Here is a 26,276-nt window from a genome sequence, read left to right on the forward strand (position 1 = left end):
AACAACACCCAACCTGTACGACTTGATCCAAGCCACCCGGTGTAGTTTCTACATAAAAAGGCGCGGAGACACTGCTTACCGCGCAAAGCATCTAGACCCGGAGGGGAGCCTAGACGCAACCAATCAAACTCGAAACGTCAATCGAATACCAGTCGCCGCTTCCGCTTCACGATAATTCGCGGTTCGGCAACAGGTACGGGCGTCCGCTCAAGTGTGGGCAGCTCGACGTATGTCTTTCGCGCCTTCTCCATTGCGCGACGCTTGCCGTTCAACCACGGGTGACGCGGCGGAAGCCGGACCGGTTGCGTGTCGTTCGATACGCTCAATTCATCCACTTGGCTGTCTTCCACTACAAGAGACTCCCCGCTCAAAACTGCGAAGTCAGCTGGAATCCAACGGTGACGCGCGCAGTTGGAAAGCCAGATGGCTTATAGACAGGCGTGCCTGCAAACAGGTCATACGCGTAGGCACCGAAGCGCGTCCCGATGCTTCCCTTCACACCGATGACAGCGCCGGCCAACTGCGTACCGACGAGCGCAATCGGCTGAGGCCCCCACACGCGCCCGTAATCCAGCCCTGCATACACCGCTTGCCCCGTCTGGCCAATCTGCATTTGCAACTCGTTACGCCAGTAGAACCCGCGCGACGCCGCCAGCATCGTTTCTCCGTCGAAGCCGCGCACGGTGTATCGGCTGCCGATCGTCAGGTCATCGAGGTAGTACAGCGTATCTCCCGTGTACTGGCCATGAAACGTGCCGACATAGCGAAACGGCTGCTTGCCGATCGCGAACGGGACCGACAGGTTCGCGTCGAGTACGGCCATCTTGAAGCGATAAGTCGGGCCGCTCGTCGCCAGTGTGTCGTCCTGCGCGCCGAATCCGCCAACGCCTTGACGATACGCGAGCGAGCCATCGAATTGCGCGCCGTCGAAGTAGTGCCGGTCGGTCAGACCGAGTTCGATGATCGTGTTGTTACGGCGCTGCTGCGAAATCTCGGTATCCTCAATAAAGCTCTTACCAAAACGGCGGGATAGCCGGAAGTACGCGCCGAACACGTCGCTCTTGCTGCGCGCCAGCACCCGGGCCAGCTTGAAGTCGACCGTCTTCGAGTTGCCGCTCGCGACAAACGTCTGATTCACGCCCGCGATCTGCTGGTAGTAGGTGTTCGTGTACGCCGATAGCGTGGCCGTCCAGTAACCCCACGGAATCGAATAGAAGCCGTTCCAGCCGTGCGAGCCGAGCCGCTTGTCGCCGAACTCAAGGTCTTGGCTCACGCCGACGTTGAAGGTGTCGTTCAGGCCGAGCGGGTTATCGATGCCGACCGACAGGTTGCCTTGCAGCTTGCCGGTAGCACGCGTGCCCGAGTTGTCGATCGATGCGACGATCGTCCACGGCTTGCCGCGCTTCACGTCCAGAACCACGTCGCTTTCGCCGGGCAGTTCGCCCGGAACGATCTGCATCGTGACGTCCTGGCTCGATACGCGTTTCATCTGCTCCAGACCTTGCTCCAGGTCGCGCAGATTCAATACTTCACCATCGCCGGTCGGGAATGCAGTTTTCCATGTGCCGCGCAGCTTTTCATCTGAGAAACGGATGCGCCGGATCGTGCCGGGAATCAGCGACAGTTTCAGCGTACCGGTCGACAGGTCTTGTTCGGGGACGAGCACGCGCGTGGTGACGTTGCCGCGCGCCAGAATTGCCTGAGACAGCCCCTTGACCAGCACGTCAACGCCTTGCTTGCCGACGCATTGCCCGGCGTAGTGGTTCAGCCAGTCGCGCGCAAACGCGAAGCGATCCATCGGCAGCGCCGACGCACCTTGTGCCTTCACTGCGTCGGGAAACGACGCGGGCACGTCGAGCGTGAAGCGATCGATACGAAAGCACGGCGTTTCCGTGGGAAGCGCCGGATAGGCTTCGATCTTCGGCACGTCCGAGCGCATCGAAGGCGCGCGTACGGTCGCGTCACGTTGCTGCGCGTCGCGTTGCTGCTGCGCCTGCCGATCCTGTTCCGCATTTGCGCGCGCGGCGGCGGCTTGGTCTGCAGGTGTCGGAGCCTGCTGCGCGTGTCCCCCGAGCGACATCAAGGCTGTGAATGGCAAAGCCACCAGCCGATTCCTTATTCTCATTATCAACTAACCCCTGATTCAGCCTGCTACATAAACGTTGAGAATGCACGCCGTCTTATCTGCTGCGAAAGCGTGCATCTCGAATGCACCGACTACAATGGCGCTAGCTCCGCCGCAAAACTGCTGCTATCTTTAGCGCACTGCTACATCGACTTTGATAAGCCTCTGGGTACAGCCAACGCTCGTGGGCTTTCGTGTTTCGCTTCCAGGCTCAATGCCAACCAAGACCCTCTTTTCAAGAGGAGCATTCCAACAGCAACATCTCACTCTCTCGCGGGCACAACCACAAGGGCGCCACAACAAGAATTTAAATCCGTCAATGCATCGATTTACAAATATCAATCATCCAGCCAGTCCCGGACCGGATTTCTATTCCTTTCGAATTTATATTCGCCATTATTTTTAACATATGATGATACTATTTCCGGCCTGACATCGACATCCACATACCGGCCGCTTCCCCTGTCAGGCTCTACGCATATGTTTTCGGCCCTCAAAATCCAGGGCAAACAACATTCCACAACGGCACTTATTTTTGCCCGATAAAATATAAGCGACCATCCACCGCCCAAGCTCGGAACCTGTTCCAAAATTGGATACATGATATTTCCGTTGGCGATCTTGACCCTATAAGGGTATTCATAATTTTCAGGCCAATGGTCTCCCAAGATGTACAAGCCATCGCTTGTATCAACCAGCCAGCCGGATACTTCAATACGATCACCAGGCTTCAGGCTCCGCGAATCTAGCAAATCTTTCACATCCATGTTACTTCCCTATCACAATTGCATTGACGCCACGTGACATAGCAGAATTTAGTGCGCTAGCCAAGACTCCACGGGGACCCACATAGGGGTCCCGAGTCATGTAGTACGAGACTCCATTAACCATCGTTTCGCTGTCCACGATGATAAAGTGCCCGTTTACATTAACTATTGCCGACTGCCCACTTGACAACACTCGACTCAGTTGCCCTGGCAACATCACCGTCTCAACAGTATTCTGCACTCCAGCGTTTGATATTACGCTTGATAGCTCGGTCGTGCTGACGCCCGTTGGTCGGATGCCATTTGTGAAACTACCTATCGCGTCTGCCAAACTGACTGAGTTTCCGGTGTTATCTGTAATAACCATTGCCGCACACGCTGGACCACATACTGGCGCATTTCCCTGCAGAATCACGGTCCCGCTCGGCTGATAAGGAATAGTCTTGGGTACTCCAACAGCACCGCCAGCACCATCCGCTACACCAGCAACTTTGCTGTCTACGACGGCTTGCACCGCTCCTTCGGCTCCTGAGCCGAAAACCGCGCCGAGCACGCGTGAAACAATCTTGCCAACGGCCGCCCCCCCTACCAGATTCTCGACCGTGTAGTCCGGCGTAACTGCGCCGTTCGACGCTCCAGCTCGCTGAAGCACGTTTTGCTCAAAGCCCGCCACCTGCTGATTTATCGCACCGGCCGTAGCGTAGTTTTTCTCTCCAATCCCCGCTGTATGTGGCGTCTGTCCCGGCGCTAACGCCTGCGCGGTGCCAGCCGGTGAATCGAACAAGTACTTATCGTTGTACTGCGCAGTAGTCGATTGGAACGTCTTGACCGGGCTACCATCCGCCACGATCGGACCGGTCGTCCCCGAGATCGTATAGCCCGACATCCGATCGATCGCGTTCTGTGCAATCACCAGATTTTGCATAAAGCTGTTCAGGGTCTGCGTATTGCCCGACGCTTGGGCAGCCTGCGCTAACTGGAATACGTAGTTCGTGAGCTGCGACTGCGCGGCCGCGTCTACCTTTGCGCCTGCCGCCAACGTCAGCATATTGGTCCAGTAGTCAGTCAGCGTCGCTTGATCAGCCTGTGTCTTACCGATCGCGGCTGCAATACCCTTCGCCGCCGTAGAAATCATGGTGCGTTCTTGCGGGTGAAGTTGGCGATTGAACAGATCCGCGCTCAATGCACCATTTGCGCCGCTCATTGCACCAGCCGAGCCGCCCAGCAAACCGCCCGCCGCCGCACCAGCCAGCCCCGACGCCGCATTCGCCAACAACGTGCCGCCCAGTGTATCGCCGAGCGCGTTCCCAACGGCGTTGCCTGCCATGTCACCGGCTACCGTGCCAGCGACCGCCCCGGCCACATTGCCGCCGCCCATCGCCGCCCCAATTGCGGCTACACCTGCGTGCGACGCAATGCGTGCGGCACCATCGTTACCCCACAAAGCTTCCTGCTGTTGCGCCGCCGTGAAATCTGCCTGTGCCTGGGCCATCCCGGCCGTGTCGCCTGTGGCACTAGCGTTGGCATATGCCAGTCGTGCCTTGGTTTCGTCTGCGATCGCCTTGTTTTGCAATGCGTTCGCTACGTCGCCCACCACCTGCATACCGACTTGGCCGACCGACTGCTGAACCGCGATGTCGTTCTGCACGTTCTGCGCATTGAACGTGTTCTGTACCGCACCGTTCGCATTCGCCGTGTCGCGGCTCAGCCCAGCAGTGCTGTCGTGTCCGGTACCCGTGTCACCGCGTACCGTGATCTTCCCAGGACTGATAGCCGCATAGGTCGTCCCCGACGCGTCGCTGCTAGTGCCAGCTGCCGAGAACCCGCTCGGCCCCAGGCCCTGCGAATTCAGCGCTCCCGTTGTGTTGTTGGCGCCCTGCTTGACAGGCGTATTGAGATTCACGCCGCCCGGCGTGCTGTTCCCGAATCCACCGCTCGCGCTGACGCCCACCGTATCGCCCGAGTAAGACGCGTGGTTCTCCAGATTCGAATAGCCAAGCGTCTGCGTCGACAAGCTGTTCTTATCCGGCGTCGCCGTGCTGGCGATCACGCCACCGTCGAGCTGCGTATGGTTCCCAACGTTCACGTTATACCCTCCGGTACCCGCATAGATGCCGCTTTGCTGGTTCACCGATTGATAGTTCGCGTTGATGTTCTGCTCGCTCGCGCTCGCGCTGCCGCTGACCGTCTGGCCATAGCAGAACGGCGGCACGCAAATACTTGCCTGGAATCCGGCACTCGATTGCTTGCTGTCGTACGTGCTGGTGTCCTGCTGGCTCTGGATGTTCAGGTCGCGCCCAACGCTTGCGTTGACGGTATTGCCCGACACCTCCGCCCCGCGCAGGTTTGTATCGCGTCCGCTTGTCATCGACAGCGTATCGCTCGCGGTAATCTGCGTATCCCGATTCGTCACGCTGTTGCCGTTCGCGTTGCCGTGCGCCGTGCTCGCACCCAGTTCCAGCGTAAAGCCATTCTGCTGTCCGCCGAGAGCGGCCCCGACACCGATACTGCCGCCGCTGCTGCTGTTGCTGCTCGACTGCTGGCTCGTATCCTTCGAGCTTGTCAGGTTGACATCGCGCGCTGCGCTCAGCTCAACGTTCTGCGCGCTAATCTGCGTCCCGCTGGCATTGATGTCACCGTCGGTCGCAAAGCCATTCGCATCCTTGGCTCCGCTCCCGGTTGCAATCAGCGTTGCCTTACCTCCAGCGTGCAGCGTGCTCCCGTCGTTGGCGACCGAGCTCGATTGCGCTTCGCTGTGGCTGGTACCGCCGCCAATGCTGACCGTCGCTTTGACCAAGGCCTGATTTGTCGGCTGACCATTACTCAGCGCGCTCCCAACTTGATACGCGTTGTACGCGGCCAATCCAGCCTGTGCCTTGTCGAGCGCCGCCAACCGCGAGTCGCCACCGCGTGCCGGCTGCCCAAACGCCTGATTCGCCTGCGCGATCGCATTGCCAACAGCACCGCCAAGCGCAACACTGACGCCGAACTGGCTCGAATCCTGACTCATCCGGCTCTGCGTCGCGTCCGTTCCCGGATCGAGATTCAGGTTCTTGCCGATCAGCGTCAAATCCTTGCCCGCGCTCAGGTCCGAACCGGCCACCGTGATGTCCTGCTTCGCATCAAGCGTCACATTGCCGTTGCCGCTCACGATCTGGCTGCGCATCGTGCTCTGCGTTTGCGACGCCGTATCCTGCACGCTATGGCTGTTCGCTACGCCCACCGAAAAACCTGTAGCCGTACCGTTACTGCCAAGACTGCCAACCTGGTGACTGCTCGATTCCTGATGCGTCACATTCGTATCGAGACCCGCCAGTACATTGATCGCACCCTGCGTTGCAACCAGATCGACGCCTTGCGTTCCACTGATGCCGGAACCAACGACGTTGATATCGCCTGTCTTGCTCTTGATGACGACGCTGTTACCCGTGACCGACGACGCCGTTTGCTGGGTCAGCATCTGGCTGCCGTCCGAATTGCTCCGGCTCGCGTTGTACGGAGACGGACTGTTCCCGCCGCTGTTGGCCGTACCGCCGATCCATCGGGCGACATCACCGAGACTCGGTGTCGAAATTAACGCAAGGCTCGTACTGGAACTGCTCGACGACGTACTCTGCTGAAGCTGGTCCGTCGATGCCTGCAACGTCACGTTGCGGTTGGCATCCAGCGTCGCCGTGCCGCCCGCGCTGATCGCCGAGCCGATCACCGCAATATCGCCGTCCACGATGTTGCCGCTCGCATCCTTCTGCGCGCCGCCGGTCGCTTTCACGGTCACATTACCGCCGCCCCGTACCGTGCTTCCAGCGTTCGTCAGGCTCGAGATATCGGTTGTACTGCTGCTGCGGCTCTGACCATACGTCACCGAAATCGACGGCACGTCCGCGGCGCTTGCGCCGATTTCGGTCAGCACCGATTGGCCGCGCTGAAACCCGTTGCCCGACGACGCATCCGCTTTCAGGTTGCGCACCGTATCGAACGGCGTGCCGGTCACGGCCACCGTCAGGCCGCTCGAATGCGCTTCCCGCTGATCGTGCGATTGCGCTCGGTCCTGTCCGGGATCAATCGTGACATTCTGTCCAGCGATGCTGATGTTGCCCGTTGCCCCAGTGGTATCGCCTGCGGCCTCGCCTGCCACGATGTCGCTGCCGCTAATATGGACGTCCTTTCCGCCCGACACGGTCACGTTGCCTTCAACGCTGCCGACCGCGCTGCGCGACTGGCTCTGCGTCGTCGAAGTAGCGTTATACCGATCGCTCTGTTCGCTCGATCCGATCGTGATGCCCAGGCCACCCGAACCCGACAGGCCCGAGTGCTTCTCTTGATGGTACTCGTTGTCCTGATAGGTATTGGTCGCCGCCGTGATGTTGACGTTGTCCTTGGCAGAAAGTGCTACATCGTGCGTCCCGACAATGGCGCTGCCGGTGACGTTGATGTCTTTCCCGCTCACGACCGTCACGCCGTCGGCCGAGATCGTGCTGCCATTGGCGTACGTGGTGGTCTGGTCAACCCGATTCGTCGCGCTCGTATGACTTGCGACACCGCCATGGTCATGCGATTCGTCCATGTTCGACACGTGCGTTTCGGTTGCCGTGCCGACATTCACGTTGCCGACTGCCATCAGGCCGACGTTGCCCTGGTCAAGCGTAATCGTGCTTCCGACGACGTTGATATCCTTGCCCGAAGCAACGTTTAAGGTATTGCCGCTATGCAGCGTCGTGCCAACCACGGTCTGGTCGGAGGTATGCAACGTTTCCGTATAGCTGCCGTGATGATCGCTACCCGAACTGTTGCTGTCGACCGTCGAAGTCGTGCTCGCCGCGCCGAGCGTGACATTACCCCTGGCAGCGATCGTGCCGCCATTACCCAAGTTGATTTGCGCGCCACTCGCGGTCAAATCACCATTCACACCGATCATCGACACACCGCCGACATTCACAGCGCTGCCCACCACGCCATTGATGTCGGTATTCGAAACACCATTCGCCCGCTGGACAACCTTGTGCTCGCCGACTTGCTGCGTACCAAGGTCGTAGTTCCCACCGACGAGCATGCCGAGATTTCCACCAACCGTCAGCGCACCCGCGTGCTGTTCAAGGTTTCCACCGGTCACGATTGCTGCATCGCGCTTGACGTCAATCTGAGCGATCGGCCCGAGCGTCGACGTGACGCTCGTTGCGCCATCGCGGCTGACCCGCTTGTCGGTCTTCACTGCGGTATCGAGAATCAGGTCGCCGCCGGCATTCAGGTTCAAGCTACCGGCTTGGACCTTGGCCGAAGTCAAATCGACATTGCCGGTTGTCGTCAACGACATCAGGCCACCGCTCTGCAGCGCACCAAATGCGTTGTCGATCTGCTTGCCCTGGATCGACAGCGTGTTGTCCGCCTTCACCGTGCCGCTGTTCGTGAAGTTCTGTGCGTCCTTCAGGTCGATGTCGGTGGCCGTAATCAGCGGACCGTTGATATTCTGCTGATTGGCCTTCGCGAGATACACGACCGGCACCAGCACCGACTGCCCGTCAACAACGCGCGTCTCCATCATGATCACGTTGCTCGTGAGCTGCGACACCTGCTCGGCCGACAGGCTCGCGCCCAACGGAAGGTTGAGCGACTTCTCCAGCGAAGCGCCTGCCGCCATCAGCGACTGGTACATCGACTGGAGATCCGTGTACGGACCGAGCACCGCACGGCCCGTCAGCGACGTGACTTGGTTGCGAACCAATTGCTGCTCGTAGAAGCCGTCACCCAACCTCTTCGGAATGTGGGTAAGGTCGACACCGATCTGACCGAAGAAGTAGTCGCTCGAAATGAAACTCTTCTGGTTCGTGAACGCCGGATTCGTCTCGATCACGTAGCTCGCGTTCGGCGACGGGTTCGGTTTGAACAAGCCGCCCTGCGGAATGGTCAGGTTGTTCAGCACGTTCGACGCAGTCGCGCTTGCGATGACCGGATCGACCGTGGTCACACCACCATGCACCGCCGACGCACCCGACTTCGTGCCGCTCGCGCTACCGCTCAGTCCACCGATCGTCAGGCCGGGTACGGCTTGCCCGGGCAGCAAGCCCAGCGACGGAATCGACGCGTTGCCCGCGGTGTTGTTGATGCTCACGCCGGTTCCGGAAATCGTCCCGTTCGAACCCAAGGTCGAATCGTAGCTCGGCAGCGAGTACTGCTTGACCGATGCCGGCGCCGCCTGCGTATAGCCGCCCGGACGGCTCGTCACGAACGGCGCATTGCCGAACGGCAACTGCCAGTTGTATTCGCTGTTGTCGTAGTTGTTGTAGTGATACTGCCCGGAGTACGACACCGTCACGCTTGGGGCCTGTTGTCCGGTGGCAGCCCACCCGTTGGCATCGTAGCTCTTCGGCATCTGGACATTGCCAACGGCCGTGATGCTGCTCCAGTAGCTTTGCAGGCTGGCGACCGTTGATGCATTGATACTGCCGCCCGACACGATTTGAGCAGCCGGGCTGATGCTGGTCACGGTCGTCGCGGTCGCGCTATCCGCGTAGTAGGTCGTGTATTGATACGTACTGTTCCACTGACCGCCGTGGGGCGGATCGGTATACACGCCGCCGATGCTCGTCGGGTCCTTAACACCAACCTGCCCCGTTTGGCCCTTGATCGGTACGCCGAACTGCGCCAGCGTCGCGGGATCGACCGAGCCCGTCGAAGTCGTCATCACGCGACGCGTGTTCGTGATCTTGTCGGCATGCAATTCCATGCCGCCGCCGGACTGGATCAACGCCGACGAATTGTTGATCAGGGCCGCATTCGTGTAGTTGCCGCTGGCGTCCTTGCCACCGGCCAGTACAACCTTGCCCATACCGAAGATGGCCGTCGTCGCCATCGTGTCGGTCGCCGTCGTATCGTCACGGTTCTCGATGTCATTCGCGAGAATTTCGAGCGTGCCGTTACTGTCCGATGCGCCAATCAGCGCCGTCGGTCCAAGGTTTGAGACCGTGCCCGTTGCATTGAGCGACACGCTGCCGCCGACGATCGCACCCGTGTTGGTCAGATTGCCCGATTGCGTACGCAGCAGCCCACCGGCCGACAACGCGCCCGAGTTGACGATGTTGCCCGCACTGACGTTCAGGTTGTTGACCGATTGCACATTGCCGCTATTGTTGAACGTGCCGGGCAATGTGAACGCAAGATTGTGACCGACGTTGAACTGATAGTCGGGCGTCACCGAGAAATCGCCCTGCAGGTTCACGTTGGCGTCGTGCGCTGCGCTGTACGTGCCACCGCCTTGCAGCGTTGGGGCCGTTACCGTCAGGTCATGCGTGGAGCTGATCTGCCCGTTCGTGTTCGTGACCGTGCCGGTCGTCGTCACGTCCACGTCGCCACTCGAATTCGCGACGTTACCGATCTGCCCACCGCTGTTGTCCAGGGTCGTCCCTTGAACGTGGAGGCTCGCACCGCTCAGCTGGCCGCCCTGCGTGTTCGAAATCGATACTGCGCTGACCGTCACGTCGCCGTTACCGGTGATCGCGCCCATGCCCGTGACGCCGCCCGCGTGACTGTTGGTGATCTGGCTGCCGCCCTGCACGGTCATCTTGCCGGCGCCGAGGTCAGCAATCGAGCCATCAGCATTGTTGATCGATGCCGACTGGATGCTGAGCGTGCTCGCATCGCCCGCCGCCGTCTGGCCGGCCTGAATGTGTCCGCCCTGGTTCACCAGCGCGCCGCCGTTCGTCAACGACAGGGATGCGCCTGCACGGACCAGCCCTTGCGCGTTGTTCACGTCGCCCGCGATCGTGCCGGTGATGCTGCCCTGTGCGGCGAGGATACCGCCCGAGTTGTCCCAGGTGCTCGCGTCAACCACCGCTTGGCCCTTGGTGACGATGGTGCCGCCTGCATTGTTCAGCGCGCTAGCACCGTTGCCGGGCTTGACCGTCAGCGTGCCCGTGCCGGCATGCGTGATCGTGCCGCCCGCATTATTCAGTTGGGCCGGAGCGAGCGTGAGGTCCGTGCTGTTCGTCTGAATCACGCCGCCCGCTGAGTTGTCCAGCGTGCCGCTCACATTGACACCCATCGCGGACGATCCAAACTGCGTGATCGTCCCGCCGTGGTTCGTCAAGTTCGGCGTGGTCAGTACCATCTGGTTCGCTTCGAGCGTACCGCCGCTGTTGTCGAGTGTCGAATCGGCGGTCACCGACAAGTTCGGCGCGACAATCGTTCCGCCCTGATTGGTCATTGAGCCGGTATGTATTACCGCATGCGTGCTCGCGCCGATCTGTCCGCCGTCATTCGTCAGCGTGCCGCTGGTGATGCCCAGGTCCGTATTGGACAGCAGCTTACCGTTGGTGTTGTTCAACACGCCGCCAACCGCAGCGGTCAACCCGGCCTGGGCATTGATCGAACCCGACGTGTTGTTCAGCGAACCGCTTTGTGCCGTGATACGTCCATTGCTGGCGATCTTGCCGCCGATGTTCGACACCGAGCCCGATCCATTGCCGAGCGTCAACGTACCGGTGCCGGCGTGCGTGATCGTACCGCCGTCGTTCACAAGTGTCGCGGGCGCGAGCGTCAGATCGGTGCTGTTGGTCTGCAGCGTGCCGCCGCTCGAGTTGTCGAGCGTACCCGCGACATTGACGGCCATCGTGCCGGTGCCGGTCTGCATAATCGTGCCGCCGTGGTTCACCACGTTGGTTGCGGTCAACGAAACCTGATCCGCCTGCACGGTACCGGAACTGTTGTCGAGCGTGGTGCCGCTCAACGCGGCCGTCTGGCCGACGATGCTGCCGCCGCTATTGGCGAGGTGCGTGCCGGCATCGACCGTCACGCCCTGGGCAGCTTGAAGCACCCCGCCGCTGTTGTCGACCGATCGCCCGGAAACATGAAGATTGGTATTGGATGTAATCGTGGCGTGGTTCGCGATATTGCCGCCTTGGACGGTCACATCGCCGTTGCCGCCGATCACACCGCCTTGCGCACCGTTTGCGGTCGTGCCTGCCACGTTCGTGAGCTGGCCGGTTGCCGTCAGCACCATTCCATCGGTATTGAGCGATGTAATGCGGCCGGCCGTATTGTCGATCGTTACACCGTCGACAGTCGCATGGCCGGCGCTCTGGATCGTGCCCTGGTTGTTCGCGACAGTACCGCCGCGCAGCGTCATCGTGCTTTCCGACACGAGCACACCGGCCTGGTTGGCGATCTGCCCGGCGGCCGTCACGGACAACGGTCCTTGCGACGACACCGTGCCGCCTTGGTTCGATACGTTGCCGCCCGTCAGCGTCGTACTACCACCGCTCGTCAGGCTACCGTGATCGTTGATGACCGTGCCTGCGGCGTTGGCCGTCACCGCCCCTTGCGCACTCGTCGTCGCGTTCGAGAGATTCACGTCGCCGCCCGTCGCGTTCAGCGACAGGTTGCCGTTCGCAGCCGTCGTGCTGCCCGCGAGGTTCACGCCGTAGCCGGTCGCCGATACGTTGCCGCCCGCGACGTTCTTGCCGGTCGCGTTCAACTGGCCCGTGGTCGTGACTTGGAGGTCGCCGGCTTTCGTGACGGTACCGTCACTGTTCACGCCCGCGCCAAGCAGGCCCGTCGAGTTCAGCGAGCCCACCGTCACGCCCACGTTGTGTTGCGCCGCGACCGTTCCGGTATTAGTCACATCGGCGCCGGTATTCAGCGATACCGATTGCTGGCCGTAGATCGTGCTGCTGTTCTCGATCCCACCGCCTGCCGATACCGCGACGTTACCGACCGAACTGATCTTGCCCGACTGCACCAACCTACCATCTGTGGTCAACGTCAGGCCCATCGCATCAGCCGCGATCGTTCCCGCGTTCCGGACCCCGACGCCCCCCTCGGTCCCAACCAAAAAGATGCGATTACTGTACATTCCGCCCAATTGACCCACGTCAATTGCAACGGCAGGGGCTACACCATCCCCCTGAATTCGAGTCGCCTGGAGCGTGTCGTGACTGACCTGATTCGCGCCAGCGATCACGTTCAGGTTCGATGCATAGATGGCTGCATTCGCCTGTACGGCTCTGGAAATGAGGTCGACCTGATCCACATTCGTGGCGTTCAGGCCTGCGCCTTGCACCGTGATGAGGCCGCGTGTCACGCTGAAACTACCCAGCGACCCGTCCGCATTCAGGTTCGGCGTGCCCGTCGTCAGGATTGCTCTCGAGGTGTTGATAAAGCCGCCACCATCGACCACCAATCCCGACGGATTGGAAATGATCATCTCGGCGCGTTGGCCGGCGATCTCGACAAAACCTTTCAGTTGCGAAGGATTGTTGCTGTTGACCTGGTTGATGATGATCTTGGCCGAACCGTTCGGGCTGAAGTTCGGGTTGCCGTTGATGTACCCCGCCTGCTGTGTGTTCGTCAGCGTAGGTGAGTTGTTGACGATAACGCCTTGTTTGGGTACGTCGAACTGCGAATAGGTGTTCAGCGACACGCCCGCGCCGCTCGGCTTGGTAATGTTGACTTGCTGGAGACCGTTTTGCGTCTGGATGACTGACGGCGCGTTCGCCCCAGCGCCCACGACCTGAGCGCTCGCCCACATCGGTGTAACGCCGGCCGCAATCAGCACCGCGAACGCGGCATGACGCAAGGCGAAGCTCGCCAAAGCGCTCAATGCGCGATTGGCAACGGAGCGCGGTGCCTCTCCCTTGCTGACTTTCCCCGTTGCATGAGCGGTCTCCTCGACCGCGACCAGCATGCCGCGCACGCGGCTGAACACCAGACGATATTGGTTCTTATTCATGGATACGGCAACGCTTTTTTAGACGTCAAGCAGATGGATCGGAACGCCTTGCACAAGTACAGGGACGCTCTCTAACGTCGAACGCAACGCTGCCGAAGATTCTCAATTTTTCTTGACTTGAGATTGCGGTGGAATAGCGGCCCCTCACGCCGCAATCTACCGAAACGCCTTCCCGCACACTGTCAGGGATTGCAAGACGCGAACGAATACCGGACGAGCGATGACTGTGCACTTGCCGCTAATGCTGTCGGGTCGGGTCGGATCAAATTCGCTCAGTTAATAGATACTTCGACTTGCCTAAACATTTTCCTCACCCACAAATAACCATAAACTTAACAACACCCCGATCCACCATGGATTGATCGAAGAAAAAGCGCTCGGCCTTCGTGTCTGACCAGGTAGGGCGTCATATGTCACGTCCCTCGCGCCGCTATGCATCCACAGGATAAAGCGCGGATCAGCAACACCATTCCTAAGTGCCGGAATTGGCGCATAGCAGCAACGCACGATGCTCAAAAAAACTTGCACCAATCAGTCGCATTATGACGATGAGATCATTTTTTATTTAACAATCTCCCTCTTACCTAAAAAATTTTCACCAAAACAATGTGACAAAGTTCCCTCGCATATCAGGACGCAGTGCATCGACCGCCCATGTCGCTAAAACGCAACACACTTCGAGTCGGTTGCGCAGTGTTGATGTGTTGACGCGTATCCGTGGGCGTTCCGTACACGTGGGATATTTGGGCCGTAGATCGCCTGGCGGATTCTGAAGCCGACAAGCTCGGGGGCTCGGCGCGGTGAAAGCGACACTGGCTTCCAACACCGGACAACGCACGTCACGTGACCTGGTCGTCTGCGCTTGCCGGTATCAGTGCCTTCACCGCGACAATCGTCCGGAGTTGCTTCAGGTAGCCTATCAATCAAACGACACGCGGGTTACTGCATCAGGCCGTGAGGTAGCTCGTAATGGCGCCCCACTTCAGAGTGTGGGGGCCGTATTTTCTCGATGATCTTGGTATCGGCGAGTAGCCCCCCCCACTTACGCTCCTAACGCTAGAGAGCTTCGACCGCTCCGCTCTTTGGCGTGTAGGCTTGGAGGCAGCTGGAACAGATTCTCTACACCGTCACCGTACTAAACGCGGCAGATCAAGCCCACTCGATTGTCAATCTGTCTGCCAATTGCCCACGAATACCGGACTCTCCAGGTATCGCACGACCTCGGTACCGTCAGCGATACCGACATATCGACTCGGCAACTGATTGCTTTCGGCGGCTCGCATCGGAACAAGGAGGCTGGCTTCACTCAAAAACCGTCTGCTCGAAACAGCTTCGAACAATCTGCAAATGCGATACAGACAACGATACCGTCGGGTGGATCGCGAGCACCAGTGCTAGACGCTCAGTCACTGCACGTAGTACAAGCAACTTATGCCTCGGCATCACGGCCCATAAATGACGCTCACTAAGAACCATCGGCCGGAAGAAGCCCGGCATCGACATCAGCGCCCTTGCAGTTCAACTCGCACACGGGAAACGAGCGACATACAAAAGTCCCATGATAGAGCAACTCTGGCCGATGATCGTTGCCACGCTATGCAGAACTACGTCAGCATATCGAACGATAAATCTGGATGTTCCAGAACGAATATGATGGACCACTAAATAATGCGAATGGTTACCATTAAAATAATTGACAAAATCCACAACAACCCAATCATCAATGAAAATATCGCCGCCACCGACATAAATGGCTTTCCACCAATATTCGACAGCGATACCAACCAATTCTTCATCGCATCCACCTTGATCGCACCTTTCAACAACAGCGCACTTCCAAGATGAAGCCAAATCCAAACGGTGGTCAGCAAACTTGAAAGAAAAAACAATCCCTCTGGAAAAGCATAGACAACCTCAGTTTCGCCATTCAGAATCTTATATTGCCCCGGCCCATCCGGAACAAGCGCTGCATCATGAATGAACTTATTCAATAAATCAAGACTTGAAAAATTGTAAATCCAATTTTCTATTGAATGGAAAACATCATTAAATCCATAACCAGTAATAATCCATTTTACCACGCCAAATATAATATAAAAATTTGCAATCACCAGAACAACACTTACCACGACGACAAAACATCTCTTGACCGGCCCCACGGAGAGAGATGTTAATAGCAACCGCCTCGTAATTAACGTTGACAAAAAATCGACAAACACCCCCAGGACTGCAAATCCCCAGAACCTTTTGACAACAAATGGAGTAAATACCTCATTAAATATCCACAAACCTCGACCAAACATTAAAAAACCGACCAACAAGAAAATTAAAATCCACCCAATACTAATTCCAACAGAAACTATTAACGACCGGAGAGACAACATCCGGCACCCAAACACTGCATCCGAAGACAAAGATGCAAGCACATATGCTCGAGAAAGCGATGGAGTTGCTGCAAATTTTCGAAACTCTGTTGCAAATCTCTGCGCGATGCTTGGATGAACAGCATCTTCTGCCACCTTAGCCACCGCAACCAAAAATCCAACAGTTGCAAATATTATTCCAGACGTAATTTTTATGAATTCAATTACCGCCATAGCCCGCCCCACTCAATCAAAAAATCCACCATCGCCAACGCCCGATTAATGATAGAATTTCCACAATTCGCGAGTTACCATTCGCTCAACAGACGTTGTCGTCCTCGTCGTGAAGAGCCGCGCCATCTGCAATCCGCTCAAAAATGACATAGCAGAAGCGAGCAAAACTCGAATAGCACAGCTACCTTCAGCACACTCCGCTCCACGGCACAACCGACGCCGCTGAGTCCATCGCCGACTCAAATGTCAATCGAAGGGCTAAACCCCTGCGGAGATGCCCCCCCCGATCGAGTAGCGATGATACCGTCAGAGATACAGAAGAATCGGTCTGGCAGTTACCGGTGAGCTAATAGGGATCGTAGCATGAGCTGCCGACTCATCCTCGAAATGGCGATCACCCTTAAATGCGCAGCAATCTGTCAACGAAACCCTAAAGCAACGCTAAGAAGTGCTTTTGAAACCGCTCAGCGTTAATCCGTTGGCTTAAACTGTCGCCATGGCACACGGAATTTGCACCGCCGGATTCGCAAAGATCCTTGAGAGAGCACTGGATGCTCTCTCCAAGGTGATATACGGAGCACCAGTTCCCCGAAAGCTCGCAGCGAACGTGGGCCACGCGTCCAGAATCTGCGCCCGCATGACGCGGGCTTCCGAGACCGACCTACACCCGACCGCTAAGACGCAATCGGAGAGCACAATACGACGGCCACCGTCGAAGACGCAAATCTTGTCAGGAGTGACGAGGCCGACCCTCGGGAAAAGTAGCGCAGGGCCGTCCATCGTCTTCCCTTTCACCATCTCGCCCGAATCAAGCACCGCGCCACCTTTGAGGTGCGTCGTATGAACTAGCGTAGCTGCGGCGCGCGCGCGAGATCGCTGTCGCGAGTGCATCTGGCACGATCCGCGCACGACTGCAACTGAGTGAGATACGACATCGTCCGCCGTTTGAGGAAGTTCCTTAACGGCTCTGCTCAAGCGGACCAGACACGTCCGGGCGCGGACCCGGGCAAATGCCGAACGGGAGTTATCTCTGATGACCTCGATCCTAAACATGCGTCGCAACTCTGCCCAGACAGGATTATCTTGCGTACTTACAAGGCATCCGTCCGGTAAGACAGCGAGCAGGGTTCCTCTCGTGGATAGATATGGAATGCAGTTCACGAGAAAGGCAGTAGCCACCGTCGCAGTGTGTTGCTCGCCCGATAATTCAACCAAATACGATTTTCGATCCCTACGCGAGAAAGGTGGGTTGATTACTATAAGATCAACCTTTCCATGTTGGTACCGCAATGCCGACGAGCGGACTGACATCGGATTGAGTGTTGATGTCCACGCAGAACTGACCCACCTGAGGCAGTAATTTTCATCGAATTTTGACCCACGTGATTGAATGCCCTGCTCAATCTTTGAGCAGGGGATACAGAGGTGATCACGGTGGGCATATTGGCCAAGATCAGGCGGATGTATTTCCGCGAGAAGGTCCCGCTGCGCGAGATTGCCAGGCGCACGGGCCTGTCCCGGAACACGGTGCGCAGCTGGCTTCGGCAAACGGATGCCGTTGAGCCGAAGTACCCGAAGCGCGTCAGCCCGAGCGTCGTCGACGAGTGGGCCGCGCAGCTGACGGGCTGGCTGCGGGCGGACAGCCATCGCCCGAAGCGTGACCGGCGCACGGCCCGGTTCATGTTCGAGGCCATCCGCGGCGAGGGCTACGCCGGCAGCTACGGCCGCGTCAGCGCCTTCGTGAGACGCTGGCACGAGGAGCAGGCTGAAGCCCCGCGCAGGAAGGCCTATGTACCGCTGGCCTTCGAACCCGGTGAAGCATTTCAGTTTGACTGGAGCTGCGAATACGCCTTCATCGGCGGGTTGCGGCGACGCCTGGAGGTCGCCCACGTCAAGCTCAATGCCAGCCGGGCGTTCTGGCTGGTCGCCTATCCGACCCAGAGTCACGAGATGCTGTTCGATGCGCACGCCCGCGCATTCGCCGCGTTTGACGGCGTTCCGCGCCGCGGCATCTACGACAACATGAAGACCGCCGTGGACAAGGTCGGCCGCGGCAAGGAGCGCGCGGTTAACGCCCGCTTCGAGGCAATGTGCGGCCATTACCTGTTCGAGCCGGAATTCTGCAACCGTGCCGCCGGCTGGGAGAAGGGCATCGTTGAGAAGAACGTGCAGGACCGGCGCCGCCAGATCTGGCACGAGGCTGCGCTACGACGCTGGGAAACGCTGGAGCTTCTGAACGAATGGGTCGCGGGCCAGTGTCGTCAGGCCTGGCAGATGCGGCACCCGCAGTGGCCCGAGCTGACGGTCGAGGACGTGCTGCAGGACGAGCGCACCAGGCTGATGCCCAATCCACGCCCGTTTGACGGCTATGTCGAGCAGACGCTGCGGGTGTCGTCGACCAGCCTCATCCACTTCCAGCGCAACCGCTACAGCGTGCCCACCGAGTACACGAACCAGCTGGTGAGCGTGCGCTGCTATCCGGCATATCTCAGCGTCGTCGCCGACGCCCAGGAGATCGCACGCCACGAACGCAGCTTCGAGCGGCACATGACCTTCTACGACTGGCGCCATTACATCACGCTGGTCGAGCGCAAACCCGGCGCGTTGCGCAACGGTGCTCCGTTCGTCACGATGCCACAGCCGCTGCAGCAGTTGCAGCGGCACCTACTGAAGCACCCGGGAGGTGATCGCATCATGACGCAGGTGCTCGCCGCGGTGCGCGAACACGGACTCGATGCCGTGCTGCTTGCCGTGCAGGCAGCGCTGGACTCGGGACGCCCCAGTGGGGAGCACGTTCTGAACGTGCTGAGCCGGTTGAAGGCACCCACCACGAGCACCAACCTCGCGACGACGAAACTCCAGCTTACCGAAGAGCCGGCCGCCGACGTGAGCCGCTACGAAACCCTGCGCGCCAACCCACCGGAGGACCGTCATGTCTAACGACATCGCCGCCCAGCTCAAGGGGCTCAAACTGCATGGCATGGCGAGCACCTGGCCAGAGCTGCTGGCGCAGTCGCGTCACACGGAGTTCGACCCGGAGCGCTTCATGAAGCAGCTGCTGATGGCTGAGACGGCGGAGCGACAGGTGCGCTCGATCGCCTATCAGATGACCGCCGCTCGCTTCCCGGCTCACCGCGACCTGAAGGGCTTCGACTTCGCGCAGGCGCACGTCGACGAAGCGCTGGTTCGAGAACTCAGTGACCTGTCGTTCCTCGCAAGCGCACACAACGTCGTGTTCATCGGTGGCCCCGGCACCGGCAAAACGCACCTCGCCTCAGCGATCGGAATTGAGGCCGTGCAGCGCCACGGCAAGCGAGTGCGCTACTTCTCGACCGTCGAGCTGACCAACGCACTGGAGCAGGAGAAGTCCATCGGCAAACAAGGCCAGATCGCCCATAAGCTGATGTACGTCGACCTGGTGATCCTCGACGAACTGGGCTACCTGCCGTTCAGCCAGACCGGTGGCGCATTGCTGTTCCACTTGCTCTCGAAGCTGTATGAACACACGAGTGTCGCGATCACCACCAACCTCAGCTTCGGCGAGTGGGCGACCGTGTTCGGGGACGCAAAGATGACGACGGCGCTGCTGGACCGCGTTACCCATCACTGCCACATCGTCGAAACGGGCAATGAATCCTGGCGCTTCAAGTCCAGTTCTGCCAAGGCGAAGGCAACCAGAAAGAGAGCAGCAAAAGCAGCAGGCAGTGAGGAGTTATCCACACCGGAATAGATGTACTACGCTGTCTCGGGGTGGGTCAGATTTAGATGAAAACGGTGGGTCAAGATTCGGTGGAAATCAACAGATTGAGAAAGTCGGCGCACGAGTATTGCCATTCCGGCCTCTGTCTCCTCATCTTCGAGATCGTTCCGCGCGATATGTCATTTGCCAACATTGCGGCCTTGGGATACCGTCGTTCGGCTGCCAGCAGAAGGCTGCCCTCACCACATGCGAAGTCTGCCACCAGCTTAGGTTGATTGCGGGGGGCAAAAGATAGCAGGGTGTCCGCTAGCTCAGGAGACGTATAGAACCTGTCTGTCATCAGTTCGTTATATTCGAATTTGCCGTCGCGGAGCCAGAGGTAATGGCACCAACGTGATAAACCAAGAGACGGTCGGATCCGTCGGTTCGACCGTCTTTTCTAATTGGGTTGTCGTAAATAAGCTCGATCCGATCAGAGGAGGTCAGCGCAAACATGATCGCTCCGAGCGCATGCGGCTTGGTGCCAATCATCGCGACCTTTAACAGCGCCATCGGATGCAACGTCGCGAGACGCTGAAGCAAGTAAAAGCAGCTAAAAGGACAATTTGCGGGTGCATACAATACCTTCTGCCACGCATCCGTCTCAGCCAAAGCTGTCCGATTGCCAACATACGTTTCAAAGACATACCACGGCTTAAAGCCGGGCAACCCAACGATTGGGACAACGCCCCCTTGTGTCGGTTGCACATGTTCGATCACGTGCCTAAAGCGTGCCCCCTCGAACCCCAACAGTGGAACGAACAATGAATCGTCCGTATCGGTGATGGTCGCAAACCCTGGCATGGGCGCGATGCCAGCTATTCTTGCACTTAGGTCGTAGATCTGGCCCTCAAGCGGAGCTCCGCTCCGCGTATAGCGGTTCGGCTCAACATAAACAACCCTAAGTTCCACTCGTGAAGCGACTGCGCTTCTGATGATCGCCGCCCACGTTGGATGACTCAGGCCGGTGATATCGATATAAACAATCCTGCCTGCACCCAACGGCTGTATAAGGGATGAGAGTGATGCCGCACCACGGAGAAAATAGTCAGCATCGTCTCCCTTGACCCGAAAGCCGGCAGTAGTTTCAGCCTCTATTTCAATGAACTGAACGTTTTCACATTGCGAGCGCCACTGACTGGTATGGCTGCTCCGATCCTCGCCACTCACACGATAAATGTAGACACTACCATCGGCCGGGCGAAACCGGGCAACCGTCTCATATGTGTCAGTCAGAATAGGTTCGCGTCTGATGTCACGCATAGAATTCGCCAAACAACTCGAGCTGATCGGGGAGCGACTCTTGGTTAGCCCTATTGTTGCTTTTCAGGATCACATCGATGCCCGCTCTCGGACGCTCAACGAGATCGAGCAACTGGACACTCGAAAGCTGGATTTTGCGCTTCTTGCGATGACTGAACACGAAGAACGGGGCGAAAATCGGATGGATCATATAATCGTACGCTCGCGTGTCACGCTCGTCGAGCAGTTTGCTACCCGCGTATCGTACTAGCGCCAGATGCATAACCGCGTTTTTCAGTAGTTCGTTGGCTCTTTGGTCAGTGTCGTCATGACCAACGTCCTCACGTAGATGAAACTGGTTCGCCTCTGGAGTGTGTCCCGCCGGCGACGCTGCGAGCACTCCGAAGACTCGTCCCAGACTGAGGAGCAGCCGGGTCAATCGCGCACCATCAACGCTAAGTCCTTCAAGCTCTGAGAGGTTTTTCCGCCCCACCGCCTGTGCGGCCAGTGTCTGCGTCTCAGGGTCGATCGGTGCGGAAGCGTCTCGCCCCGCTTCAACATGCATCAACAACGCAGAGTGCACGAGTTCTAGCAGATAGCGAATATTTCCTTCGCATAACGAGAGAAAAACGTCCCATCCGCAATAGTATTTGCGGATTCCTCGCTTCCCCCGCCGTATGGCAAACAATGATGCATAGAAATGGTTATCGAATCTGGCTCTCACTGCGGTATTTCCTTTCAGCCAGAGTTGGAGCTCGTCCGCGAGAATGGCATCAGGATGAGACTCGGTCCAGTAGCAAAGGAAATATTGAACCGCGAGCGGCAGACCCGCGGCTGCCTCGCGCATGTCCGGCAAAGCAGCTGCCTCGATCTTTGCTTTGATTTTCGCTGCCTCCCCTCGCTCGATCAGTAATTCAGCCTCATCTGACTCACTCAGTCTCGGCAAGAGCTCACCGACGGGTAGATCCCCGGGTGACGAACCGCCCCCGGCACTCCCGAAGCGCGCCGTTAAGACATGCTCTGCAAAAACCTTGAATCGCGCGTTGTCAAGTCGCTCCGCGATGGAGATTCGAGCATAGTCAGCAGGTGAGGTTAGCTGCTCATTAGCGTTCAGAGTTGCGCGCTCTCGCCACCCGAGCTCGCGTACGCCAATTTTAAAGGTGTAGGCCGCCGGGGCATGCTTGATTATTGTATTCAATACACGCTGCTGGTAGTCCTCGAAGTTCTCGAACTCGTCAATCAAAAAAAAGAACTGACGGCCCTGCAATTCGGGGGCAGACAGGAGCGCGTGTGCAAGAGCATCCACTGGAGCACCCTGCATGGACAAAGACTGTGTCGGCGCATCGACGATACTGTTGATCGACGCTTCGAATCGAAGGATTAGCAACCTCAATTCGTGAGCAAGATCAGCCAGGCTGCCTTCGCTTCTCAGACCCAACGTGGCGCGAAATCCGTCGAGCGCTGCACTTGAAACTGCTAACGTTCGCCCAGTCTGAAGTTCGTACCAGCTCGCGAACTCCATCAGCTGACTGCTGAAGAGGAGGTTAATATAATGCGCGAAGTAAGCGCGCCAGCGGTCTTCCGAAAGCTCTGGTCCGCGAAATGCCGTTACACGGTTGGTATTCACGCGGTGATACAGTCCGAAGAACTGCCACTGGTCGATCACGTCCTTGTTCCCGTGTGCGAACGCGAACTGTCCCTGATACGAGAGCCCTTGCAGAACGGTCGTCTTACCTGTGCCGCGTCCGCCAATCAGGACACATGGCCGAGATGTCTTTAGCTCGGAAAAATATCCTGGTTCGGTGAACAGCTCGAAGAGCTTGCCGCTCAGCCATTCCGCCTTGTACAGGCCAAGCAGATTGCTCAAGTTGCTGACGTGGTCTTGATCTGTCTCGTTCATCATGCCGCCGCCTTCAAAAGCGGCTTCCATTTGCCATCGTCCAGGGTGAAGATCGGCAGGATCGCATCCGGCCATCCGTGTGAGAAAGCCAGCGCCAGGCCGAGTTTCCTGTATCCGCGCCAGCACCCCTCTCTACCATCCAGATCGGGAATACCCGCCCGGTCGCTGATCCTCTGAATGAATTCCGGACCACTTTCTCTCATATCCTCGCGCCATATAACTGACTGAGGTGATAGCGCACTGTAGCTCTGCGGAAGCATGTGAGCCGGGAACGTCTGCACCAAGGGACATACGTCCCGGATGTGCTCGTAACCCAGCTCCGTGGCCACTAGCGGACAATAATAAAAGCCAACCGCATTAGCTCCAATTGCGGCAACGGTTGACTTGAATGATGCGCGGCTGTAGCCCGAAAGCTCATGTACCTTGACCCAAGTGTCCTCGAACTGCTCGCCCGATCCGACGAAATCGTCTACAAACACGACGTTTCCCTTCGGCGATTGCCGCAAACGCTCCAGAGCCTGGGCCGGCGACAGTATCTGACTTTCATCGATGCCGAGGACGTCGCGCGCATAACGGGTAAAGATGTAACCGCTATCCGCATCACTACTCCGACGCCCTTCAACCCTCACAACAACCAACGAATCGATGAACCTGGACCACTGAGCGCTCGCCGAGAAGTAATTCTCCTTGTTCTGCACGACCAACTGCGAAATGTTTTGAAACGCACCCAGGAACATGGCTTCCACCAGTTCGGCGGAAAAAAAGGTAAAGCCCTCGAGCAATCGAACAGCGAATGGAATTTCCTCGGCGGTGAAGTTTTGCAGCCACCCCTGCGGGTCGAAGCGGGTACTTCTGGGCCAAAGCTGTGTATTGACAAAAAACCGCCAGTTCTCTGTCAGACTTCGCGGTAGTCCATTATCGGCCAACCGACACCTCCTCGTATTTACTCGAGAGCTGACGGTAAAGTTCCTCTGAAAAGGTCGATGCGTCTTTAGGAATTCCCGACGCTATCTCCGCCAACCATTCGTTGTCTTCGCGGCCGCTCCAGATCTTCTGGTATGTCCCGTCTCTGTACCCGTGGTCCTGCCTGAACGTATTCAATATATTCTTCCCGACGTACTTTTCGAACAAGCTGACCTCCCCCAGTTCGAAGGCGGCAGCCAACTGTCCGAAAGCGCGCAGGTCAAACGATCGGCTGTTCAGCGTCTCGGACGCAAAAGTCTCGACGAGCGATAGCCGGGTGGCGACTTCGGCTGCGACCGGGCGGACTCTAGCGTAGTCTTCGTAGGCCGTGATCGAATTCGATGCCGCCGCTATCACGGAGCCATGTAGTTGCAGCAGTTCGCTCAACCCGAAATGGAGAATGTCCACCAGCTCCAGGTGAACCTGCGCCATGTCGGGCTCTTGACGTTTCCACCACTTCCATCCCACGTGGTCCATCAACTCTGCACACTCGGTCCAGATTGCCCGGTACCAAGGATTTCCGGCCGCCCGCCAGTCAGCGTTGATCCTGTTGTTTATGCCGTTCTGAAGCGCCAGCATCGACTCGAGCCTGCCCTCGTAGAGCGATATCGTTTCTTGCACTGTTCCGCCCCCAAATTATTCGCGCGATCTGATGGTTGCCGTCAACTCATGCGACGCGATCGCCCGATCTCGCAGTATCCAGGAACGCCTACGTCCTGAGCAAACAGGAAGTGCTCGCAAGCACGAATCGAACGCCCAACGTCGGTTCGCGCAGATTATCCCATTTGCGAAATTCTTCGGATAGCGCAAATCGCTGCTGCCCAGGCCCTTCGTTTCGGATGTCTTCCGACGCTTGCGCACCAGGATTGAATTTCTACCCGCCGCGTAAAGCCTCGTTCGCGTCTCTGTCCCGTCAGTCGTTTATTCGTCGCGCTGGATTACCACAGTGACGTTTGATCCGGAACGCCTGTTCCCGGCGCCGCGCCATCCCCGCCGTATCAACGCGCGGCATAGCATGCACCCGACTCCCAGCTTCCCGCCCTTGACCCGCGACCGTAGCCGATAGCGGACTGGCATCAAGGGGCGCGGGACCGTGTTGCCCGCACCCCTCCCCCGCCTATTTCCTTGACGCCTGCCCGCTATCGGTTCCTTCAGTCGCACGGGCGGGAACCTGGGAGTCAGGCGGCAGCAACGCCAACCCCGAGTTCCACCGGGAGGTAGCCAGCCGCAATGGCAAGGCACACCTCCTCGCCCGGTTCAGGTCCTCAACCTTGACTGTGGAGATTGCCATGCGACTCGCTTCCTCATTCCATTACAGCGCTCCGATGCTGCGCGCGGATTCACCTCTCTCGGACGATCAGATTCGCCGCATCGCCCCGTCCATCTTCGCGGACGGCAAGCACGAAAGCCGCTCCGAGCGCTACACCTACATTCCCACCATCGACGTACTGCGCGGCCTGCGCAACGAAGGCTTTCAGCCGTTCATGATCTGTCAGACCCGCGTACGTGACTCTGGCAAGCGCGAATTCACGAAACACATGCTCCGGCTGCGCCATGCCGACCAGATCACCGGTGAGGAAGCCGATGAAATCGTGCTGCTGAACTCGCACGACGGCACCAGCAGCTATCAGATGCTCGCGGGCACATTCCGCTTCGTGTGCCAGAACGGCATGGTCGCGGGCGAGAACATCGCCGATATCCGCGTGCCGCACAAAGGCAACGTGGTGCAGAACGTGATCAACGGTGCGTTCGACGTGCTCGACGGCTTCGAGCTGATCCGCGAACAAAAGGATGGCATGCGCTCGGTAACGCTCGACCGCGACGAACAGCAGGCGTTCGCCCGCTCCGCGCTCGCGCTGCGCTACGACCCGACCGACGCCGAAGCCCCGGCTCCCATCTGCGAAAGCCAGCTACTCGCCCCGCGCCGTTTCGAGGATCGCCGTGACGATCTCTGGACTGTCTTTAACCGGGTGCAGGAAAACCTGACCAAGGGTGGCCTGCATGGCCGCTCCCGCTCGGGCCGCGCGATGTCGACACGGCCCATTACGGGTATCGACCAGAACGTGAAGCTCAACCGCGCGCTGTGGATGCTCGCGGACGCCATGCGCCAGATGAAGGTGTAGCGACTGACGGGCGGCGCATCCGCGTCGCCCTGCTGCCCCGTTTTGCGCCATGACGCCCGTCGGGTCACGTCCTGACGCATCCGCACCTTACTGGCCCGGC

Annotated in this window: 11 protein-coding genes; 3 read left to right on the top strand and 8 right to left on the bottom strand. The window is 58.4% G+C overall.

Annotated features, from left to right (window positions below; translation table 11 throughout):
- Positions 1–367 precede the first annotated feature (367 nt).
- The 4 genes from AB3K92_RS35345 to AB3K92_RS35360 all read right to left on the bottom strand — a co-directional run bounded on the left by AB3K92_RS35345 (position 368) and on the right by AB3K92_RS35360 (position 16,209).
- Positions 368–2,125, bottom strand: a complete 1,758-nt coding sequence (locus tag AB3K92_RS35345) for a ShlB/FhaC/HecB family hemolysin secretion/activation protein (RefSeq protein ID WP_369466700.1) — start codon at positions 2,123–2,125, stop codon at positions 368–370.
- 338 nt (positions 2,126–2,463) lie between these two features.
- Positions 2,464–2,892 (bottom strand): hypothetical protein, encoded by a 429-nt coding sequence (locus AB3K92_RS35350; RefSeq protein WP_369466701.1) that lies wholly within the window; start codon positions 2,890–2,892, stop codon positions 2,464–2,466.
- A 1-nt stretch (position 2,893) separates the two neighbouring features.
- Entirely contained in the window at positions 2,894–13,612 is a 10,719-nt protein-coding gene (locus AB3K92_RS35355; RefSeq protein WP_369466702.1) for a hemagglutinin repeat-containing protein, read from the bottom strand.
- Between the two features lie 1,661 nt (positions 13,613–15,273).
- Positions 15,274–16,209 (bottom strand): hypothetical protein, encoded by a 936-nt coding sequence (locus AB3K92_RS35360; RefSeq protein ID WP_369466703.1) that lies wholly within the window; start codon positions 16,207–16,209, stop codon positions 15,274–15,276.
- A 1,434-nt stretch (positions 16,210–17,643) separates the two neighbouring features.
- Between AB3K92_RS35360 and istA the strand changes: the two genes are divergently transcribed.
- The gene (gene istA, locus AB3K92_RS35365; RefSeq protein ID WP_213309336.1) at positions 17,644–19,149 is read left to right on the top strand and encodes an IS21 family transposase; all 1,506 of its coding nucleotides are present in this window, start codon (positions 17,644–17,646) and stop codon (positions 19,147–19,149) included.
- Positions 19,142–19,939 carry an IS21-like element helper ATPase IstB gene (gene istB, locus AB3K92_RS35370; protein ID WP_175223704.1) on the top strand — a complete coding sequence of 266 codons (798 nt, stop codon included), beginning with the start codon at positions 19,142–19,144 and terminating at the stop codon, positions 19,937–19,939. The genes istA and istB overlap by 8 nt, the downstream gene beginning before the upstream one ends.
- Before the next feature lie 309 nt (positions 19,940–20,248).
- Here istB and AB3K92_RS35375 read toward each other — a convergent pair whose 3' ends face one another.
- From AB3K92_RS35375 to AB3K92_RS35390, 4 genes are read right to left on the bottom strand one after another with little or no spacing between them, the layout of a single operon-like run.
- Positions 20,249–21,211 (bottom strand): hypothetical protein, encoded by a 963-nt coding sequence (locus AB3K92_RS35375; RefSeq protein WP_369466704.1) that lies wholly within the window; start codon positions 21,209–21,211, stop codon positions 20,249–20,251.
- Positions 21,204–23,120: a hypothetical protein gene (locus AB3K92_RS35380; RefSeq protein ID WP_369466705.1), complete on the bottom strand. Its 1,917-nt coding sequence runs from the start codon at positions 23,118–23,120 to the stop codon at positions 21,204–21,206. Before AB3K92_RS35380 ends, AB3K92_RS35375 begins: the two co-directional genes overlap by 8 nt.
- The gene (locus AB3K92_RS35385; protein ID WP_369466706.1) at positions 23,090–24,016 is read right to left on the bottom strand and encodes a hypothetical protein; all 927 of its coding nucleotides are present in this window, start codon (positions 24,014–24,016) and stop codon (positions 23,090–23,092) included. The genes AB3K92_RS35380 and AB3K92_RS35385 overlap by 31 nt, the downstream gene beginning before the upstream one ends.
- Complete coding sequence (locus AB3K92_RS35390) at positions 24,006–24,632, bottom strand: dUTP diphosphatase (protein WP_369466707.1); 627 nt, start codon at positions 24,630–24,632, stop codon at positions 24,006–24,008. Before AB3K92_RS35390 ends, AB3K92_RS35385 begins: the two co-directional genes overlap by 11 nt.
- 710 nt (positions 24,633–25,342) lie before the next feature.
- Between AB3K92_RS35390 and AB3K92_RS35395 the strand changes: the two genes are divergently transcribed.
- Positions 25,343–26,176, top strand: coding sequence for a DUF932 domain-containing protein (locus AB3K92_RS35395; protein WP_369466708.1), 834 nt, complete (start codon positions 25,343–25,345; stop codon positions 26,174–26,176).
- Positions 26,177–26,276: the final 100 nt, after the last annotated feature.

It is taken from the genome of Burkholderia sp. Bmkn7 (assembly GCF_041103175.1).
GTDB lineage: Bacteria > Pseudomonadota > Gammaproteobacteria > Burkholderiales > Burkholderiaceae > Burkholderia > Burkholderia cepacia.

Excerpts from the sequence above, each read along its gene's own strand:
- AB3K92_RS35345 (WP_369466700.1), bottom strand. The coding sequence starts at position 2,125 with ATGAGAATAAGGAATCGGCTGGTGGCTTTGCCATTCACAGCCTTGATG.
- AB3K92_RS35350 (WP_369466701.1), bottom strand. The coding sequence starts at position 2,892 with ATGGATGTGAAAGATTTGCTAGATTCGCGGAGCCTGAAGCCTGGTGAT.
- AB3K92_RS35355 (WP_369466702.1), bottom strand. The coding sequence starts at position 13,612 with ATGAATAAGAACCAATATCGTCTGGTGTTCAGCCGCGTGCGCGGCATG.
- AB3K92_RS35360 (WP_369466703.1), bottom strand. The coding sequence starts at position 16,209 with ATGGCGGTAATTGAATTCATAAAAATTACGTCTGGAATAATATTTGCA.
- istB (WP_175223704.1), top strand. The coding sequence starts at position 19,142 with ATGTCTAACGACATCGCCGCCCAGCTCAAGGGGCTCAAACTGCATGGC.
- AB3K92_RS35375 (WP_369466704.1), bottom strand. The coding sequence starts at position 21,211 with ATGCGTGACATCAGACGCGAACCTATTCTGACTGACACATATGAGACG.
- AB3K92_RS35380 (WP_369466705.1), bottom strand. The coding sequence starts at position 23,120 with ATGGAAGCCGCTTTTGAAGGCGGCGGCATGATGAACGAGACAGATCAA.
- AB3K92_RS35390 (WP_369466707.1), bottom strand. The coding sequence starts at position 24,632 with ATGCTGGCGCTTCAGAACGGCATAAACAACAGGATCAACGCTGACTGG.
- AB3K92_RS35395 (WP_369466708.1), top strand. The coding sequence starts at position 25,343 with ATGCGACTCGCTTCCTCATTCCATTACAGCGCTCCGATGCTGCGCGCG.